The sequence below is a fragment of the Streptomyces sp. SID486 genome (assembly GCF_009865385.1).
Taxonomy (GTDB): Bacteria; Actinomycetota; Actinomycetes; order Streptomycetales; family Streptomycetaceae; genus Streptomyces.
The window spans coordinates 1-18290 of record NZ_WWJT01000455.1; the positions used below are offsets into that span (position 1 = coordinate 1).

At 73.5% G+C, this 18290-nt stretch carries 16 protein-coding genes; 4 read left to right on the forward strand and 12 right to left on the reverse strand.

Features of this window, described 5'->3' with window-relative positions; translation table 11 throughout:
* Both GT045_RS21375 and GT045_RS21380 read right to left on the reverse strand, forming a co-directional pair.
* Positions 1–380: ACT domain-containing protein (locus tag GT045_RS21375; RefSeq protein ID WP_161335111.1), on the reverse strand; the 380-nt coding region annotated here is incomplete at its 3' end.
* A 47-nt stretch (positions 381–427) separates the two neighbouring features.
* A complete protein-coding gene (locus tag GT045_RS21380; protein ID WP_161295341.1) occupies positions 428–928 on the reverse strand; it encodes a hypothetical protein in 501 nt (166 codons plus the stop codon).
* A gap of 117 nt (positions 929–1045) precedes the next feature.
* Between GT045_RS21380 and GT045_RS21385 the strand changes: the two genes are divergently transcribed.
* Positions 1046–2374: an ABC transporter substrate-binding protein gene (locus GT045_RS21385; RefSeq protein WP_202528633.1), complete on the forward strand. Its 1329-nt coding sequence runs from the start codon at positions 1046–1048 to the stop codon at positions 2372–2374.
* A gap of 40 nt (positions 2375–2414) precedes the next feature.
* On the opposite strand, the gene GT045_RS21390 is transcribed toward GT045_RS21385, so the two are convergent.
* Together GT045_RS21390 and GT045_RS21395 are read right to left on the reverse strand one after the other, a co-directional pair.
* Positions 2415–4235 carry a hypothetical protein gene (locus GT045_RS21390; protein WP_161335112.1) on the reverse strand — a complete coding sequence of 607 codons (1821 nt, stop codon included), beginning with the start codon at positions 4233–4235 and terminating at the stop codon, positions 2415–2417.
* 232 nt (positions 4236–4467) lie between these two features.
* Positions 4468–5853, reverse strand: a complete 1386-nt coding sequence (locus tag GT045_RS21395) for a transcriptional regulator (RefSeq protein WP_161335113.1) — start codon at positions 5851–5853, stop codon at positions 4468–4470.
* 294 nt (positions 5854–6147) lie between these two features.
* Here GT045_RS21395 and GT045_RS21400 point away from each other — a divergent pair, with 294 nt between their 5' ends.
* On the forward strand, positions 6148–6813 hold the full coding sequence (locus GT045_RS21400; protein WP_161288430.1) for a bifunctional DNA primase/polymerase: 666 nt from the start codon (positions 6148–6150) through the stop codon (positions 6811–6813).
* Positions 6814–6937: 124 nt separating this feature from the next.
* On the opposite strand, the gene GT045_RS21405 is transcribed toward GT045_RS21400, so the two are convergent.
* On the reverse strand, positions 6938–7846 hold the full coding sequence (locus GT045_RS21405; RefSeq protein WP_202515260.1) for an alpha/beta hydrolase: 909 nt from the start codon (positions 7844–7846) through the stop codon (positions 6938–6940).
* 276 nt (positions 7847–8122) lie between these two features.
* Positions 8123–8815: a metal-dependent transcriptional regulator gene (locus tag GT045_RS21410; RefSeq protein WP_161288432.1), complete on the reverse strand. Its 693-nt coding sequence runs from the start codon at positions 8813–8815 to the stop codon at positions 8123–8125.
* Positions 8816–9009: 194 nt separating this feature from the next.
* Between GT045_RS21410 and GT045_RS21415 the strand changes: the two genes are divergently transcribed.
* Positions 9010–9765, forward strand: a complete 756-nt coding sequence (locus GT045_RS21415; protein ID WP_161335114.1) for an SIS domain-containing protein — start codon at positions 9010–9012, stop codon at positions 9763–9765.
* Between the two features lie 325 nt (positions 9766–10090).
* On the opposite strand, the gene GT045_RS21420 is transcribed toward GT045_RS21415, so the two are convergent.
* Together GT045_RS21420 and pdxH are read right to left on the reverse strand one after the other, a co-directional pair.
* A complete protein-coding gene (locus GT045_RS21420; RefSeq protein ID WP_161335115.1) occupies positions 10091–11512 on the reverse strand; it encodes a PAS domain-containing protein in 1422 nt (473 codons plus the stop codon).
* Between the two features lie 434 nt (positions 11513–11946).
* Positions 11947–12633: a pyridoxamine 5'-phosphate oxidase gene (gene pdxH / locus GT045_RS21425; RefSeq protein WP_161294602.1), complete on the reverse strand. Its 687-nt coding sequence runs from the start codon at positions 12631–12633 to the stop codon at positions 11947–11949.
* A 178-nt stretch (positions 12634–12811) separates the two neighbouring features.
* Here pdxH and GT045_RS21430 point away from each other — a divergent pair, with 178 nt between their 5' ends.
* The gene (locus tag GT045_RS21430) at positions 12812–13912 is read left to right on the forward strand and encodes a citrate synthase 2 (protein WP_202528635.1); all 1101 of its coding nucleotides are present in this window, start codon (positions 12812–12814) and stop codon (positions 13910–13912) included.
* Positions 13913–14126: 214 nt separating this feature from the next.
* Here GT045_RS21430 and GT045_RS21435 read toward each other — a convergent pair whose 3' ends face one another.
* The 4 genes from GT045_RS21435 to GT045_RS21450 all read right to left on the reverse strand — a co-directional run bounded on the left by GT045_RS21435 (position 14127) and on the right by GT045_RS21450 (position 18290).
* Positions 14127–15152 carry an isopenicillin N synthase family oxygenase gene (locus GT045_RS21435; RefSeq protein WP_161292144.1) on the reverse strand — a complete coding sequence of 342 codons (1026 nt, stop codon included), beginning with the start codon at positions 15150–15152 and terminating at the stop codon, positions 14127–14129.
* Between the two features lie 245 nt (positions 15153–15397).
* Positions 15398–16003, reverse strand: a complete 606-nt coding sequence (locus tag GT045_RS21440) for a TetR/AcrR family transcriptional regulator (protein ID WP_161292142.1) — start codon at positions 16001–16003, stop codon at positions 15398–15400.
* On the reverse strand, positions 15991–16725 hold the full coding sequence (locus GT045_RS21445) for an enoyl-CoA hydratase family protein (protein ID WP_161335116.1): 735 nt from the start codon (positions 16723–16725) through the stop codon (positions 15991–15993). The genes GT045_RS21440 and GT045_RS21445 overlap by 13 nt, the downstream gene beginning before the upstream one ends.
* Positions 16722–18290, reverse strand: a complete 1569-nt coding sequence (locus GT045_RS21450; protein ID WP_161335117.1) for a 4-coumarate--CoA ligase family protein — start codon at positions 18288–18290, stop codon at positions 16722–16724. Before GT045_RS21450 ends, GT045_RS21445 begins: the two co-directional genes overlap by 4 nt.

The following is an 18290-nucleotide window of genomic DNA, read 5'->3' on the forward strand; positions in this document are numbered from 1 at the left end:
ATCTCCACCGGCAGTGCACCGATCCGCGCCCGGAACAGCAGGTCGTTCAGGCAGTGCCCGAACTTGCTGACCATGAGCACGATGCGCATCTTCTGGTCGGCCCGGTGGATCTGCCAGGACATGCGGAAGGAGTCGCCGATCGCGGCGAAGCTCGCCCGCAGCTTGTCCACCGTCACCGGCGCCTCGGCCGAGAAGTGGACGCGCATGAAGAACAGTCCCGTGTCGTGGTCGCCGAACTGCTGGCTGTCCTCGATGTTGCAGCCGGTCATGAACAGATAGCTGGACACGGCGTGCACGATGCCCTTTTTGTCCGGGCAGGAGAGCGTGAGGACGTACTGATCGGCCGGCGCGGCGGCGGAAGGGGCGGACTGCTCAGTCATGCACTACAGGGTCCCATACCGGCCACCCGCCGGGGTGCCGGCGTCCGCTACGCGGACCTCGTCAGGATCCGCAGCACGTCCAGGCTCTTCGGCGGCGTGTCCGGGTCCTCCCCGTCGCTGACCGACATCCGTACGTGCGCGTCGCGCGCGGCCTGCACCGCGTCCGGCCAGCCGGCGTGCTCCACGTACGCGGTGACCGGGGCGTCCGGACCGACCTGGTGCATGATCCGCAGCACCCGCAGCACGGCGGTGTCGACGAGCGCCGCCTCCTGCGAGTCGCGGAATATCGTGCCGACGTACTTCTCCGCCGACCAGTTGTCCAGCCAGGTGTCCTCCACCAGCCGGTAGACGGCGTCGGTGACGTCGCCGTAGCCGTCCGCGCCGGCCAGCCAGACGTCCCGCTGGAACACCGGGTCGGAGAGCATGTGCAGCGCCGAGCGCACGTTGCTGCGCCACCGCCACCACGGCATGTCGTTCAGGGGCATGCCGCCCATGGTGGAGGAGCGACGGCCGCGACGGGAAGAGTTCTCCGAACCTTGCACGGTCATCGATCGTACGTTCTTCGCACCACCGCCATCACGGAGCCCCGTAATTCACCTCCATGTCACTTCCCGTTGACCACCAGTCACTCGCCGGTTCGTGGTGTGAGGGAATGGTGCGTGTCCATGACCGGCAGGCGACGCACTCGCGACACCCCTCGCACCACCCTCTCCCGGCCCGTCAGAGCCATCGCCCTCGCCGCGGGCGCCGTGGCCGTCTGTGCGTCGCTCGCAGCCGCATACGGGCTCGTCCCCGGTGCCACGGGGGGCTCCGGGGACGAGCCGGTCAAGGTGATGACCTGGGCCCCGCAGGACACCGACGCCACCAACAAGCCCGGCATGCCCGCGATGGCCCTCGCCTACGCGAAGTGGATCAACGCGCACGGCGGCATCGACGGCCGCGAACTCGAAGTGCTGACCTGCAACGACCACAACGACAGCGTGGGCGCAGCGAAGTGCGCCCGGCGCGCGGCGGACGAGAACGTGGTCGCGGTCGTCGGCTCCTACAGCCAGTTCGGTGACTCCTACCTCGCTCCGCTGGAAGGCGCCGGCATCCCCTACATAGGCGGCTACGGCGTCACCAACGACGAGTTCACCGGCGCCATGTCGTACCCGGTCAACGGCGGCCAGCCCACCCTCCTGGCCGGCCTCGGCAAGGCCCTCGCCTCGGCCGGCTGCGGCCGCGTCACCCTGGTCCGCCCCGACAGCATCGCCGGCGACGAACTGCCCGCGATGCTCGACTCGGGGCTGAGGTCCGGCGGCCACGCGGACGCCGGCGACCAGCTCGCCGCCGAGGACGGTACCGAGTACGGCGACCAGGCCGACCGGGCGCTGCGCCACGCCACCCGGGACGCGGCGCGCACGGGCTGTGTCGTGCCCGCGCTCGGGGACCGCACGGACACCTTCATGGACTCCTTCCGGCGGGCCCGGCAGAGCTACCCGGCCGTGCGCACGGCGACCGTGCTCGGCAGCGTCGACCAGACGGTGATCAACACCACGGGCGGGGCGTCCGGCCCGTACGAGGGGGCGTACATCACCAGCTGGTACCCGGTCGCCTCGGACCCCCGGTGGGACCCGATGAAGAAGGTGATCAACGAGGAGGCCTTCGGCGACAACCGCATCGACCCCGCGGACGCCGGTGTGCAGACCACGTGGATCGCCTACACCGTGCTCAAGGCCGTCCTGGAGAGGATCGGCGACGGCGAGGTGAGCGCCGACTCCGTGCGGCACACCCTCGACGACGGCCTGCGGGTCTCCACCGGCGGCCTCACCCCGCCCCTGCGCTGGCCCTACGAGGGCAAGCTCGCCGGGGTCGGCTTCCCCCGGCTGGTCAACGCCGACGTCACCCTGCAGGTGGTCCAGGACGGCACGCTGGTCGCGGCCCGCAAGGGCATCGGCGGCGACGACGGGATCGCCGACATGACCACCGTCCTGGAGCGCGCGGACGTGCCGTGACGAACCCCGTGGCCGGGGCCCCGCACGGCGGCGCCCGCCGTCACAGCTGGGTCGGCTGGCGCTGGGTCAGTCCGTACTTCTGCGCGATCGCGTTCCACATCGCCGCCGCCTTCGTCTTCTGGGCGCTGGCGGTGCCGCTCTCCCGGTTGCCGGCCTGCGTCTCACCGGTGGTGCGGGCGTGGCCCTTGTGGCAGCCCTTGTGGCCCTTGGCCTGACCGGCCCAGGCCGCGTAGTGGTTGTCCGCCGCGGCGGACGCCTGCCACGCCTTGGTCAGGGCGTCCCTCAGCTGCCCCTGGGCGTGGAGCTTGTCCGTGGTCAGCTTGCCGAGCCGGGCGACCAGCTGGTTGCGCTGCGCGGCCGCGCCCCGCAGGGTGCCCGCGGCCTGGTCCAGCTTGTCGCACTGCTTGACGTCGGCCACCGCCTGGATCACCGAGGCCCGGCTGCTGCCGCTGTCCGCGAGCAGCTTGTCCAGCTCGACCGCCTGCTGCCGGGCGGGGTCGACGGCGGGCGAGGAGGAGCCCTGGGTGGCCGGGGAGGTGGCGGCGACCGTCTGGCCCTTGTCGTCACCGCCCTGGTCCTTGCCGCCGCCGGCGCTGAGGAGGGCGCCCGCGCCGACGCCGACCACGATGAGACCGACGCCGACGGCGGCGATCAGCGGCACCCGCGAGCGGCCACCCCGCCGCCCGCCGCCGTCCGGCTCCGCGTCGTACGACGGCTGCGCCGGGCGGTACGAGGACTGCGCCGGGCCGGGGTAGGCGTCCGGCTGCTGGACGAGCGGCAGCTGCTGGGTGGAGCCCGCCGGGCCGTCGTCGGCCGCCGGGCCACCGCGGAAGAGGTTGTCGAACTCGGCGGGCGGCTGCCGGTCCGCGCCCTGCGCCTGCCCCTGGGCCGCGTAGGGCGGTATGTACTGCGTGGCCTCCGCGTCGGAGGGCGCGGGCGCCGTCTGGCGGGGCACCTGGCCGAGGTACCGCGTCTCCTCGCCTTGCGACTCCGGCGGCAGCGCGCCGGACGCCACCGGCGGGATGTACTGGGTGGCACCGTCGGCCGGAGCGGCCTGCACGGGCGGCAGGTACTGGGTGGCGCCCTCGTGCGCGGGGGCACCGGCGCCGCCGGGCCCGGCCGGGACCGGCGCGATGTACTGCGTCGCGGCGTCGGCCGGCGGGGGCAGCGCGGCACCCGCGGCCGGGTAGGCGTCCGGCAGCGGGGCTCCGGGCTGCGCCGGATACGGCTGCTGGGCGGGCTGCTGGTGCTGCTGGTGGCTCTGGTAGGGGTCCTGTGTGCCGTACGCGGGCGGCTGCGCCGCGCCGTAGCCGCCGGGACCCGCCTGGGCGCCGGGCCCGTGCTCCGGGGCCTGACCGCCGTAGGCGGACGCCTGACCGCCGTAGGCCGGTGCCTGACCGCCGTACGCGGGTGCCTGGCCGCCGTAGGCCGGTGCCTGAGCGCCCTGGGACGGGGTCCCGCCGCCGTAGGCCGGCGTCTGACCGCCGTACGCGGGTGCCTGGCCGCCCTGGGACGGGGCCCCGCCGCCGTAGCCCGGCGCCTGACCGCCGTACGCGGGTGCCTGGCCGCCGTACGACGGGGCCGGGGCGCCCTCCGGCGGCAGCGGGCCGGGGCCCGCGGCCGCCGGGGACTGCTCGGCGCCGGACCACTGCTGGGCCGCCGGGGGCCAGCCCTGACCCTGCTGGGGCGCCTGCTGCTCGGGACCCCAGGTGCCGCCCCATGCCTGGCCGCCGGCCGGACCGGCGGGCGCGGGCGTCGGGGTCGTGCCCGGCAACAGGGGCTCGCCTCCGTCGGAGGGCAGCACGATGCCTTCGCGCGCGGTCCGCGCCGAGGGCTCCTCGCCCTGTCCACTCTGCGTCACCGGGACTCCTACTAATGGGGGACCTTGTGAATCGTCGGCTCACGCTACCGGGTCCCCCGAGCCAGGTGCCACGCAGCTCAGGGCGTGATCTTCCTTCCTGTGACAGCAGTAACAGAACCGCGCCCCCAGGCGCTGTTCTATGGCACCCGGCGCACACCGGGTGCCGTTCCCCGCGCGTTCACCGGGCCGCGGGACCCGTGCCGAGGCGTTCCGCCGTCCCGCGGAACGCCGTTCAGGCGGCCTGCTGGAGGTCGAGGCGCGCCCCGAACTCCCTCACCACCGCCTCGTCCCGGAACGGCTCCAGGCGCTGCTGGAGGTCGTCCAGGTACTCGGCACCCCGGTTGGAGCGCAGTGTCTCCAGCAACTCCACCGCTTTCAGGCCGGTGTTGCAGGCCTGCTCGATCTCGCGTTGCTGCACCTGGGCCGTGGCGAGCAGCACATAGCCGATGGCGCGTCGGCGGGCCCGGGACTCGGGATGCCCGGCCAGCGACTGCTCGGCGTACCGCGCCGCCTCCCCGGCCTGCCCGAGGTCGCGGTGGCAGTGCGCCAACTCGTCGGCGAGGTACGCCTCGTCGAAGTGGGCGATCCACACCGGGTCGGCACCGGAGGCGTCGTCCGCCCGCTCCATCGCCGCGACCGCCCGCCCGCCGGACGCCTGCGCCGCCCGTACGTCGCCGAGCAGGGCGTGCCCGCGCGCCTCGGCGGCGTGGAACATCGCCTCCGCGCGCGGGGTCACATGCCCACGCGCCCCTTCCTGCGCCGCCCGCGCCAACTGGGCGATCTCACGCGGGTTCCCGAGCTGGGCGGCGAGGTGGCTCATGGACGCGGCGAGGATGTAGCCGCCGTAGCCACGGTCCCCGGCGGCCTGCGCGAGCCGCAGCGACTGGATGTAGTACCGCTGGGCCAGGCCCGGTTGGCCGGTGTCGACGGCCATGTACCCGGCCAGTTCGGTCAGCCGGGCGACGGCGGCGAAGAGCTCCCGGCCGACCGCCTCCCGGTAGGAGCCCGCGAGCAGCCCGGAGACGACGCTGTTGAGGTAGTGCACGACGACCGGCCGCACATGCCCGCTGCCGTACTGGTGGTCGAGGTCCACCAGCGCCTGGGTCATGGACCGGACGGCGGCCACGTCGGCCTGCCCCACGCGCGGGCCGGCCTGCCGGGCCACCTGGGCGTCCGGCGCGGAGATCAGCCAGTCGCGGCTCGGTTCGACCAGCGCGGAGGCCGCGACGGAGGAGCCGGACAGGAAGTCCCGGCGTCCCACGTCGCTGCGCCACAGCTCGCAGACCTGCTCGATGGCGCCCAGTACCGTCGGCGAGAACTGGAGGCCGACCCCCGAGGCGAGGTTCTTGCCGTTGGCCATGCCGATCTCGTCGATCGTGACCGTACGGCCGAGCTTGCGCCCGAGCGCCTCGGCGATGATCGCCGGGGCCCGGCCCCGCGGCTGCTGGCCGCGCAGCCAGCGGGCCACGGACGTCTTGTCGTAGCGCAGATCGAGCCCGTGCTCGGCGCCGCACATGTTGACCCGCCGGGCCAGCCCGGCGTTGGAGCACCCCGCTTCCTGGATGAGTGCCTGCAGCCGTTCGTTCGGCTGCCTCGCCACGAGAGGCCTTGCGGCCATGTGCTTACCCCCTGCGTTGCGATCCCCTGGAGCGTGAAATTCCGGTCGGGTGTACCCGGCCGACGATCCGGTCGGGAAGATCACTGCCCAGCTGACATACCGTCAATGCACGACATGTGCGGTTTGCCGGGGTAAAGGCTGATGCCATCCCCAGCCCTGGCTACCCACATCCCGCGCCGCTTCCTCCCGCGCGCCCCCGACCGTGCATCCATGCGCCCCGACTGCCCGGGCGATGCCCCTCCCCCGCGCGCGCCGCGGCCGTAACCCAAGGTGAGTGCGGGAGTTGAGTGAAGCGTGGAAGAGACGATCGCGGGCGCCCAGAACACTCAGATTTCCGGTCAGATTCCGCAGCAGCGCGGGGAATCACTGCTGGAGACCGCCGTACGGTACGCCGAGGAGCGGCACTGGGACGTGTTCCCGGGCACCTGGCTGGAGGCCGCCGACGGGTCGCAGCGCTGCTCGTGCGACGACGCCACCTGCCCTGCGCCGGGCGCGCACCCCGCGCGCCCCGACTGGGCGACCCAGGCCACCGGCAGTGCGACGGTCGCGCGCCGGATGTGGCAGAAGCAGCCGACGGCGTCGATCCTGCTGCCGACGGGGCGGACCTTCGACGCGCTGTCCGTCCCGGAGAGCGCGGGGTTCCTGGCGCTGGCCCGGATGGAGCGGATGGAACTGACGCTCGGGCCGGTCACGTTGACGCCGGACCGGCGCATGCACTTCTTCGTGCTGCCGGGGGCGTCGGCGAAGGTGGCGGATCTGGTGCGCAAGATCGGCTGGTCGCTGTCGTCGCTGGACCTGGTGGCGCTGGGCGAGGGCGGGTACGTGGCGGCTCCGCCCACCCGGTTCGGGTCCCGCGGAGCGGTGCAGTGGGCCTGCCGGCCGACACCGGCGAACCGGTGGCTGCCGGACGCGGAGGAGTTGATCTCACCACTGGCCTACGCGTGCGGCCGGGACCGCTGAGCGCTCCGCCCACCCGTCCGCCCACCCGTCCGCCGGCCCGGCGCACACCGCCGCCCTCAGTCGCCGGGCACCTCGGCACACGCCGATGCCGCAGTCGCAGGACGCCCCGGCACACGCCGACGCCTCAGTCGTCGGACAGCCCGGCGAGGAACGGCGAGACGGCCTCCTGCCAGGCCGCCGGCAGGTCGTAGTGGGCGAGGTGTCCGGCGTCCGGAACCTCCGCGTACCGGCCCCGCGGCAGCACCCGCACCATCTCCTGCGCCTCCGCCCGCCCCAGTTCGCCGTCCACGCCGCGCACCACCAGCGTCGGGCACCGCACCTGGGCCAGTTCCTCCCAGTGGGCGTCGTAGACCCACGTCTCACGGGAGCTGAGCATCTGCTCCGGGTCGAACACGGGCCGCCAGCCGTCCTCGCACTCGTGCATGACCTCGGCGTAGAACGCGCCGCGGGCCGGGCTCGGCCGCTCCACCCAGGGGTCGTCCTCGCCGAACCACTTGCGGACGTCGGCCAGGCCGGCGAAGGGGACGGGCCAGGAGCGGAACCAGTCGGCCCACTCGCGCTGCGAGGCCGCGCCGAGCGCGGAGGCCCGCATGTCACAGATGATCAGGCCGCACACCAGGTCGGGCCGTTTGGCGGCGAGCTGCCAGGCGGTCAGCGCGCCCATGGCGTGGCCGATGAGGAGGGCGGGCCCCAGGCCGAGCTGTTCGACTGCGGCCTCGGCGTCCTCGACGTAGGCGTCGCGGGTGTACGCGTCCCGCGCGGGCTTGTCGCTGCGGCCGTGGCCACGCTGGTCGAGGGCCACGACGCGATGGCGGCCGGCGAGCCAGCGGGCGGTGGCCGTCCAGTGGGAGGCGCGGCCCATCAGTCCGTGCAGTAACAGCACTCCCGGGGCATCGTCCCGCGCCTGCCGTGCCGGGGTGTCCGGAGCCGCTCCCGGAGGGGCCGGCTCCGCCTCCGCTTCCGGCGGCCCGGCGAACTCCCAGGCGGCCAGGCGCACGCCGCCCGCTCCCGTCACATCGATACGCCGTGCCATCGACCTGGCACCCCCCAGCCTCCGCCTGCCTCGTCGTCCAGCTGCCTCAGATTATCGAATGCCCATTCGAAGATTCCGTATCTGCGGACAACACCCCTCATTCGAGTGACACCTCCCCGGGCATGATCGCCGCAGCCGAGGGGATCTCTTCTGGCGGGAGGCGGACCGCTCGGGGAAAAGCCGGTCCGAGGGGAATGACCCTGGGAGCTCGGGGCTCCGGGTCAGCACAGGGGAGGACGGGTCCCGGCGCCGCACGGCGCCGGGACCCTCTCCGTCTCAGCGCTTGGCGACGAACACGTGGGAGGCGACTTCCGCCTCCAGCTCGGCCGCCTCGCCACCGCTGCCCACCAGCACACCGCCGGGCGACTCCGTCACGCTCACCACCGAACCGGGCTGCACACCCGCCCGCCGCAGCGTGTACATCAGCTGGGCGTCCGTCTGGATCGGCTCGCCGATACGGCGGACGACGACCGTCTTGCCGTCGGCCCCCGCGTCCAGGTCGGCCAGCGAGACCATGCCCTCGTCCAGGAACGGGTCGGCCCCGTCCTTCTCGCCCAGCTCCTCCAGGCCCGGGATGGGGTTGCCGTACGGCGACTCGGTGGGGTGCCGCAGCAGTTCCAGCACCCGCCGCTCGACGGCCTCGCTCATCACGTGTTCCCAGCGGCACGCCTCCGCGTGCACCTGCTCCCACTCCAGCCCGATCACGTCCACGAGCAGACACTCGGCCAGGCGGTGCTTGCGCATCACGCGCGTCGCCAGCCGGCGCCCCTCGTCCGTGAGCTCCAGGTGCCGGTCGCTGGCCACGGAGACCAGGCCGTCGCGCTCCATCCGCGCCACCGTCTGGCTCACCGTCGGCCCGCTCTGGTCCAGCCGCTCCGCGATCCGGGCGCGCATGGGGACGACGCCTTCCTCTTCGAGTTCGAGGATGGTGCGGAGATACATCTCCGTGGTGTCGATCAGTCCGGACATACGTGCCCCTCGATTACCTCTGCCGGCCGCCCGGCCGGCGTGCGCTGGCCCTGACATCAATTCTGCCGGATCCCACTGACAAGCGGGCGGTACCGGGAAAACGGAAGACCCCTCGGCAGGACGGGCCGTATTGACACCGTACTGGTCCAGACCGCACCGTGATCCGCGACACAGACGCTGCGAAGGGGCACCGCATGAGCGACGGCACGCCTGCCGACCTGTTCTTCGACGCCGCCATCGGCCTGCTGCAACGGGTCCGTGACGAGGAGGCCGAGGCCATCACCGCGGCTGGCACCCTGCTCGCCGACACCGTCGCGGCCGGCGGCCGCCTGTTCGCCTTCGGCGCCGGGCACTCCTCGCTGGCCGCGCAGGACGTCGTCTACCGCGCCGGCGGCCTGGCCCTGATGAACCTGCTCGCCGTCCCGGGCGTCGTCGGCGTCGACGTCACCCCGGCCACGCTCGGCTCCGCCCTCGAACGGGTGGACGGCCTCGCGGGCGCGGTCCTCGACACCTCGCCGCTGCGCGCCGGCGACGCCCTGGTGATCATCTCCCTGTCCGGCCGCAACGCGCTGCCCGTCGAGATGGCCCTGCACGCCCGCGCCCTCGGCCTGCGCGTCATCGGGGTGACCTCCGTGGCCTACGCCGCCGAGACCACCTCCCGGCACACCACCGGCACCTTCCTCAAGGACCACTGCGACATCGTCCTCGACTCGAAGATCGCCGTCGGCGACGCCGAACTCACCCTGGACACCATCCCGGCGCCCTTCGCCCCGGCCTCCACGGTCGTCACCACCGCCCTGCTCCAGGCCGTCATGGCGACCACCGCCGCCACTCTCGCCGACCGCGGCATCGAACCGCCCCTGCTGCGCTCCGGCAACGTCGACGGCGGGCACGAGTGGAACGGCCGGGTCATGACGGAGTACGGCGACCGGATCTTCTACCGCCACTGAGGCCGCCGAGCCGACGGACCGACGGGACCGACGGGAGCAGCAGGGCCGACGGAAACAGCAGGATCAGCAGGATCAGCAGGATCGACGTAACCGGAACCGACGGGACCACGGAACCGCGGGACCGTCGGCACCACCGGCACACGCTTCGGCCACCGGCACCACCGGCACCACCGGGACACACGGGACCACAGCATCGAAGCCCTGTCCGCAGCCGCACCCGCTGCCGCCCCCCACCCGCTTCGCCCCTCCACTCGGCCCACAGGCCCGCGCACCGGCCCGCACCGGGTCCGGCCCGCGTCCGGCCTGCCTCCCCCGGCCTTCGGCCCTACCGGTTCCGCTCCCCCGGGCTCCCCGGGTTCCCCCGCACCGCCTCGCCGAGGTCCAGGGCCGCCGCGATCCGCAGGGCCACGTCCTCCGCGTGGGCCACGTCGGACCGCTCGAAGCGGCTGCGGCCCGCGGCGCGCAGGAAGGTCACCACACCCAGGGTCCGCCCCCGGCTGCGCAGCACCGCGCACAGCGCGTGCACCGCGTCGCCGGGCCACTGCCGCCGAAGTGCCCACTGCCGCGCCCGCTCGGCCGGCACCGACCCGGCGTCCGCGCGCACGCTCCCGGCCCGCTGCACGCACTGCAGCGCCGGATGCCCCTCCTCGTAGCGCGCGGGCAGCCCCGCCGCTCCCGTGACCAGGCTCGGGCCCGGCGCTCCCGCCGGCGTGGCCGCGAGCCGTACCAGCCGGACCGGGTCCGGGGCCTCCTCGCCCGCCGCGCGCGCCCCGCCCGCCACGACGTCGACGAGGGCGTGGTCGGCGAAGCCGGCGAGCGCGAAGTCCAGGTGGACGGTGGCCGCCTCCACCGGGTCCTCGCACTCGGCCGCGGCCCGGGCCGCACGGTGCAGTTGATTCGTCCGGAACCGCAGCAGCGACGCCTCCTGCTGCTCCTGCCTCGCCTCCGTGACGTCCAGGAACAGCCAGCCGACGCCGAGCGGGACCGGCTCCTCCGCCAGCGGCGAGGCGAGCCGCAGGAACCCGCTCCGCCAGCAGCGCCGCTCCTCGCCCCCCGGCGTCCGCACGGCCACCCACATCTCGGCCGGCGCGGGCGGGGCGCCCTCGGCCAGCACGTGCGTCAGCGCGGCCTCCAGCTCCTCCACGCCCGTCGCCAGCAGCTCACCGAGCGGCCGGCCCAGCACCGACGTCCGGCCCACGCCCAGCGCCCGTGCCGCGTACGCGTTCACCACGGCGGGCCGCAGGTCGGCGTCGACGAGGACGACGCCCCAGGCCGCGTCCTCGAACAGCGCCTCGCTGAGCGCGATGGACCGCTCCAGGTCGATCTGCGCGTGCACCTCGCTGAAGGCGCAGTACAGCCCGGCGGGCTTCCCCTCGGGGCCGCGTACGGCGGCGGACTGGGTGCGTACCAGCACCCGCCCGCCGTCCTTGGTCACCAGCGCGAACTCGTGCACCTGCCGTCCCGGCGCGTGCATCGCCGACATCAGGCGGGCCTGCACCTCCTCGGCGTCGGCGCTGCGCACCGCCCACCCGGCGAAGCCGTGCCGCCCCACGGCCTCGGCGGCCGTCCAGCCGAGGATCCGCTCGGCCTCCCGGTTCCAGTGCGTCACGACCCCGTCGGCGTCGAAGGCGCACAGGGCCGCATCCATCCCGTCGAGCAGGGCGGCGAGCAGCTCGGATCCCCCCGGCTGCTCGGGCTCGTCCGGCCCCAGCTCGTCCGTGGTCCCACTCCGCCGCGAAGCACTCACCTGGACCCCCTGGAGGCTGCGTCCGCGCACGTGGACACGGCGCTCGGTTCGCTCACTGGCCCTTATTCAACTGGAACGTGACACAGCCCACATCCTGTTCCCGCAAGATGGCGTGGATCAATGCCGCGGCCCGCGGAGAACAGGCGGCACGAAAAAACAGTTGAGCGTCTCCCGGAGCCTTCTTAGGGTGTCGGTACACGAGAAGGGAGGTGGTTCGGCAGATGTATGGAAACCGGACGCGTGAGGTGACTGCGGGCTAGCGCCCGTCACCACACCATGTGCGGTGCCGGATCAGCGTGTGCGAACACGCCGCCGGCCCAGTCTCAAGCAGTCACCCGACCCGCGGGCTGCCGGTACGTCCGGCCGGCTCCTCTCCGAGGAACCCAGCCCGCGGGTCGTCTGCGTCGTGCGGCCGCTTCGCACGGGCCCCGGCGTCAGGGGCTGAGGCGTTCGACGTCCCAGGTGCCGTCCGGCCGGGACACGTAACGCAGGCGGTCGTGGAGGCGGTTGTGGCGGCCCTGCCAGAACTCGATCGTCCCGGGGGTGACGCGGAAGCCGCCCCAGTGCGGCGGGACCGGGACCTGTTCGTCCTCGGGGTAGCGGGCTTCCAGGTCGGTGTAGGCCGCGTCGAGTTCGCTGCGGGAGGCGATCACCGTGGACTGGGCGCTGGCCCAGGCGCCCAGCTGGGAGCCGTGCGGGCGGCTGCGGAAGTACGCGGCCGTCTCGTCGCGGCCGGTGCGGCGGGCGGTGCCGGTGACGATGACCTGGCGGGCCAGCGGATGCCAGGGGAAGAGCAGCGAGACGTGCGGGTTCTCCGCGAGGTCGCGGGCCTTGCGGGAGTCGTAGTTGGTGTAGAAGACGAAGCCGTCGGTGTCGAACTGCTTCATCAGGACCGTGCGCGAGCTGGGCCGGCCCGCCGCGTCCGCCGTGGAGACGACCATCGCGTTGGGCTCGTAGAGCGTGCCGTGCAGGGCCGCCCGGGCCGCGTCCTCGAACCAGCGGGCGAACTGGTCCATGGGACGGGTGGCGAGGTCCTCTTCGGCGAGGCCGTCGGCCCGGTACTGCTTACGCATGGCGGCGGGATCGAGGACGGGGTCCAGAAGCGGATCGCGGTCGGTCACGCGGCCATCCTGCCGTATCGAACGGGTATGGCACTCAGTGTCGTGTGGTCTCCCCAACCATGGCACCGGGGGTTATCGTGCTGCTCCCCCCTTGCGGTGGGGTTCACCACGGGTGACCACCGGTGGATCGGGGCATCACCGGGGTGACCGCCGCCCACACATCATTAGGAGCCGCCTGATGTCCGATTTCGTACCCGGGCTCGAAGGTGTCGTCGCGTTCGAGACGGAGATCGCCGAACCGGACAAGGAGGGCGGTGCCCTGCGCTACCGGGGCGTCGACATCGAGGACCTGGTCGGGCACGTCTCGTTCGGGAACGTGTGGGGGCTGCTGGTGGACGGCGCCTTCAATCCCGGCCTGCCGCCCGCCGAGCCGTTCCCGATCCCGGTGCACTCCGGTGACATCCGCGTGGACGTGCAGTCGGCGCTCGCCATGCTGGCGCCGGTGTGGGGGCTGCGGCCCCTGCTGGACATCGACGAGGGGCAGGCGCGGGACGACCTGGCCCGGGCCGCCGTCATGGCCCTGTCGTACGTCGCCCAGTCCGCGCGCGGGCAGGGCCTGCCGATGGTGCCGCAGCGGGAGATCGACAAGGCGAACTCCGTGGTCGAGCGGTTCATGATCCGCTGGCGGGGCGAGCCGGATCCGAAGCACGTCGCGGCCGTCGACGCCTACTGGACGTCCGCCGCCGAGCACGGCATGAACGCGTCCACGTTCACGGCCCGCGTGATCGCCTCCACGGGCGCGGACGTGGCCGCCGCCCTGTCGGGTGCGGTGGGCGCGATGTCCGGGCCGCTGCACGGCGGTGCGCCGTCGCGGGTGCTCGGCATGATCGAGGAGATCGAGCGCACGGGGGACGCGGAGGCGTACGTCCGCCAGGCGCTGGACCGGGGTGAGCGGCTGATGGGCTTCGGGCACCGGGTGTACCGGGCCGAGGACCCCCGCGCGCGCGTGCTGCGCCGCACGGCCCGGGAGCTGGGCGCCCCCCGTTTCGAGATCGCCGAGGCGCTGGAGAAGGCGGCGCTGGAGGAGCTGCACAACCGGCGGCCCGACCGGGTGCTCGCCACCAACGTCGAGTTCTGGGCCGCGATCATGCTGGACTTCGCCGAGGTTCCGGCGCACATGTTCACGTCCATGTTCACGTGTGCGCGGACGGCGGGGTGGTCGGCGCACATCCTGGAACAGAAGCGCACCGGCAGGCTGGTACGGCCCTCCGCCCGGTACGTCGGGCCGGGGGCCCGGCGGCCCCAGGACATCGAGGGGTTCGGGGACATCGCCCACTGACGGGTCCGCCGGCGTCGCCCACTGACGGGTCCGCCGGCGTCGCCCACTGACGGGTCCGCCGGCGTCGCCCACTGACGGGTCCGCCGGCGTCGCCCACTGACGGGTGCGCCGGCGTCGCCCACTGACGGGTGCGCCGGCCTCGCCCGCTCACCGGCGGCGCCGGCACCGGCGTCGCCCGCCCCTGAAGAAGGGCGGGCGCTTCGCGCGCTGTCCTTCACGCGGGCGTGAGCAGGCCGCTGTGGTGCCGTTCCGCCGCGAGCGGGTGGGCCCGGAGCTTGCCCTTCAGCTCGTTGTAGCCGTACTCCGCGTACAGCGGGTTGGAGGGGTCCGTGGTGATGCCGGGGGCCGCGGAGGCGTGCGGGAAGGGCAGCGGGTCCACCTTCGCGTCCAGGCGGGGGTTGTAGAAGAACGGCACCGAGAAGCGTTCGGTGGCGCCGGGCGGGCTGACGACCCGGTGGTTGGTGGCGACCAGGTAGCCGTTGGTCGCCACCTCCAGCAGTTCGCCGAGGTTGACCACGAAGGCGCCCTCGATGGGCGGCACGTCGTGGAAGCGGCCGTCCTCGCGCTGGACCTGGAGGCCGCCGACCGTGTCCTGGAGCAGGAGCGTGAGGAAGCCGTAGTCCTTGTGGGCGCCGACACCCTGGTCGGCGCCGTCGGCCGCGCTGCCCGGGTAACGGACGAGCTTGAGGTGCGGGTGGGCGTGCGCGCCGAAGACCGGGTCGTAGAAGTCGGCGGGGGCGCCGATGGCGGTCAGGAGTTCACGCAGGAGGCGGTCGGCGACCGCGCTGAGCCTGTCGATCCAGGCGAGGGCGGCCGTGCGGAGCCCGGGAAGGGCGGCCGGCCACTGGTTGGGGCCTTGCAGCCACCAGTAAGGCGGTTCGCCGGGACCGGGGATCCGGGCCGGGCGTTCGGCGCCTATGTCGAGCTGGTCGCGCCAGTCGCGGGCGCCGCCGGTGCGTTCGTCGCCGGTGCGGGTGTAGCCGCGGAAGTGCGGGGAGCCGACGTTGTCGAGGGCGAGCCGGTCGGCTTCGGGGAGGGCGAAGAAGGCGCGCATGGCGGTGAGCAGCGCGTCGGTCTCGGCCCGGGTGACGCCGTGTCCGACGAGCTGGAAGAAGCCCACGTCATGGGCGGCGCTGTGCAGTTGGGCGTGGAGCAGACCGCGTGCCTGGGGACCGCGGTCGGCGGCGGACAGGTCGATGATCGGAAGCTGGTGGTACGACGTCGCTGTGCGCGTGGTCATGGTGTGCGTCCGCAGGGTGTACGGGGCACGGGTGGCCGCCGGGGGGTATGGCGGCCCCCGGTGCCGGAAAAGGGAGGAAAAGGGAGATACAGGGGGCTGGGTCAGGCGGAGAAGCGCCGACAGCCCATGCTCGTGACGCGCACGTAGTCCACGTGGCGGCGTCGGACGAGCATCGGAAGCATGGGCCAAGAGTACTGCGCACCCGGGGAACCGGGTGTGACCCGGTTCACAGATCGCGGGGGCACTCAGCCGAGGGCGCCGTCCAGCAGGGCCGCCCACTGGGCGACGACGCGTTCGCGGCGGGCGGTGTCGTCGGTGAGGAGGTTGGCCAGGCCGAGGCCGCGGGCCATGTCCAGGAGTCCCTGGACGGATTCGCGGACCCCGGGGCGGGACTCGTCGGCGCCGAGCAGGTCGACGGCGATGCGGTGGGTCTCGCGGCCGACGCGGGCCTCCAGTTCGGTCACGCGCGGGCGCAGCTGGTCCTCGTCGGAGGCGGCGACCCACAGGTGCAGGGCGGCGCGGAAGAGGGGGCCGGTGTAGAGGTCGACGAGGGCGGCGACGACGGCCTGGCGGTCGGCGGCGCCTTCGGGGAACAGGGCGCGCAGGGCGAGGGAGCGTTCCTCGGAGACGTACTCGACGGCCGCGGTGAAGAGGTCTTCCCGGGTGGGGAAGTGGTGCTGGGCGGCGCCCCGGGAGACACCGGCGCGTTCGGCGACGACGGCGACGGTGGAGCCTGCCCAGCCGTGTTCGGCGAGGCAGGCCACGGCGGCTTCCAGGAGCCGCTGCCGGGTGGCCCGGCTGCGGTCCTGCTTGGGCACGCGCTCGCGTTCGGTCGTACTCACACCACCCATGCCGCCTCACGTCTTTCCAGGAAGGCCGTCATCCCCTCCCGGGCCTGCCCGGAGGAGAACAGCCGGGCCGAGAGGGCGGTCAGGTCCGCCGCGTCCCGGTCGAATGTCTCCAGCACCCTAGCCGTGAGCAGCCTCTTCGTCTCGGCCAGGGCCTGGGGGTCGCTGCGGCGCAGGCCGTCGAGGACGGGGGCGAGGGCCTCGTCCACGTCGTCGGCGGTGGCCGTGAGCAGTCCCAGGCGTACGGCCTCGGCGGGGCCGAAGCGTTCGCCGGTGAGGTAGTAGCGGGCGAGGGCACGGGGGTCGGCGCGCGGGACGACGGGCAGGGAGATGACCGCGGGGGCGACGCCGATGCGTACCTCGGTGAAGGCGAAGGTGGCCGTGCCGGCGGCGGCGGTGATGTCGCAGGCGGCGAGCAGGCCGAGGCCGCCGGCGCGGACGTGTCCGGTGACGCGGGCGACGACGGGTCTGGGCAGTTCGACGATCTGCCGGAGCAGGGCCACCAGGGCGTCCGGGTCGGGCGGGTCGCGCAGGTCGGCGCCGGCGCAGAAGGTGCTGCCGGTGTGGGTGAGGACGACGGCGCGGACACCGGGGTCCTCGCCGCACTCGGTGAGCGCGGCGGCGAGTTCGCCGACGAGGGCCGCCGAGAGGGCGTTGCGGGTCCCGGTGGCGTCCAGGCTGAGGGTCTCCACGGCACGCGCGCGCGTGCGGCCGATCGAGGTCACGTCAGCTCCCGCAGTTCCCGGCGCAGGATCTTGCCGGAGGCGGCGCGCGGCACGGTGTCGATGAAGGTGATCCGGCGGACGCGTTTGTAGGGGGCGACGCGTTCGGCGACGTACAGCAGGATGTCGTTCTCGGCCGGGCCGTCCGCGGCCGCGTGGCGGACGACGAAGGCGTGCGGGACCTCGTTGCCGTCGTCGTCGTAGGTGCCGATGACGGCGGCGTCGGCGATGCCGGGGTGGGTGAGCAGGAGGGCCTCCAGTTCGGCGGGGGCCACCTGGAAGCCCTTGTACTTGATGAGTTCCTTCACCCGGTCGACGACGAACAGCCAGCCGTCGGCGTCGACGTGTCCGACGTCCCCGGTGTGCAGCCAGCCGTCGGTGTCGATCATGTCGGCGGTGGCGTCGGGGCGGCCGAGGTAGCCCTTCATCACCTGGGGGCCGCGGATCAGTATCTCGCCGCTCTCCCCCGTGCCGAGGTCCTTGCCGGGGTCGTCCAGGGAGACGATCCGCATCTCGGTGCCGGCGAAGAGGGTGCCGACGGTGCCGGCGGGGGCGTCGTGCAGGCGGCCCAGGGGGACGACGTGGGTGCCGGGGGACAGTTCCGTCATGCCGTACGCCTGGCCGATCGGGGGCAGGCCGAGCCGCTCGGAGCAGGCGCGGGCGAGCCGGGCGTCCAGCGGGGCGGCGGCGCTGATCACGTACTTCAGGGAGGAGAGGTCGTAGCGGGTGACCGCCGGGTGTTTGGCGAGGGCGAGGACGATCGGCGGGGCGACGTACAGGCCGGTGATGCGGTGGTTCTCGATGGCGGCGAGGAAGGTCTCCAGCTCGAAGCGCGGGAGGACGACGACGGTGGCGCCGTGTCTCAGGGGCGCGTTCATCAGCGCGGTGAGGCCGTAGATGTGGAAGAACGGCAGGACGGCCAGGATGCGGTCGCCGGGCCCGGCCGGCACGGCGGGTTCCAGCTGGGCGAGGTTGGTGGCGATCTGCCGGTGGGTGAGCATGACGCCCTTGGGCGTGCCGGTCGTCCCGGAGGAGTACGGCAGTACGGCGACGTCCCGGGCCGGGTCGATGTCGATCAGCGGTTCGGGCGCGCCGGAGGCGAGCAGCGCGGTCAGCGAGCGGTGTCCCGGCGCGCTGTCACACAGGAATATCTCCCGGACGCCGCCGGCGATCTCGGCGGCCCGGCGGGCGGTCGCCAGCAGGGGGGACACCGTGATGATCCAGCGGGCCGTGCTGTCGCGGAGCTGCCCCGCGAACTCCTCGGCGGTGGCCAGCGGGTGCGCGGTGGTGACGACGGCTCCCGCGCGCGTGGCCGCGTAGAAGGCGGTCGGGAAGGCGATCGTGTTGGGGCTGTGCAGGGCGAGGACGTCGCCCTTGCGGACACCCGCCTCCGCGAGGGCGGCGGCGAGGCGCCGGTGGAACCGGTCCACCTGCGCGTACGAGAGGGTGGTGCCGTCCGTTCCGTCGATGAGGGCCGGCTGGTCGCCGAAGGCGGCGGCACCGCCGAGGACGGCCTCGTGGATGGGCAGTTCTACGAGCGGGACGTCTGCGTACTCGCTGCGGAACAC

Coding starts and splice junctions, on each gene's coding strand:
- GT045_RS21430 (WP_202528635.1), top strand. CDS start 12,812: ATGTCCGATTTCGTACCCGGGCTCGAAGGTGTCGTCGCGTTCGAGACG.
- GT045_RS21440 (WP_161292142.1), bottom strand. CDS start 16,003: ATGGGTGGTGTGAGTACGACCGAACGCGAGCGCGTGCCCAAGCAGGAC.
- GT045_RS21405 (WP_202515260.1), bottom strand. CDS start 7,846: ATGGCACGGCGTATCGATGTGACGGGAGCGGGCGGCGTGCGCCTGGCC.
- GT045_RS21415 (WP_161335114.1), top strand. CDS start 9,010: ATGAGCGACGGCACGCCTGCCGACCTGTTCTTCGACGCCGCCATCGGC.
- GT045_RS21385 (WP_202528633.1), top strand. CDS start 1,046: ATGACCGGCAGGCGACGCACTCGCGACACCCCTCGCACCACCCTCTCC.
- GT045_RS21435 (WP_161292144.1), bottom strand. CDS start 15,152: ATGACCACGCGCACAGCGACGTCGTACCACCAGCTTCCGATCATCGAC.
- GT045_RS21380 (WP_161295341.1), bottom strand. CDS start 928: ATGACCGTGCAAGGTTCGGAGAACTCTTCCCGTCGCGGCCGTCGCTCC.
- GT045_RS21410 (WP_161288432.1), bottom strand. CDS start 8,815: ATGTCCGGACTGATCGACACCACGGAGATGTATCTCCGCACCATCCTC.
- GT045_RS21395 (WP_161335113.1), bottom strand. CDS start 5,853: ATGGCCGCAAGGCCTCTCGTGGCGAGGCAGCCGAACGAACGGCTGCAG.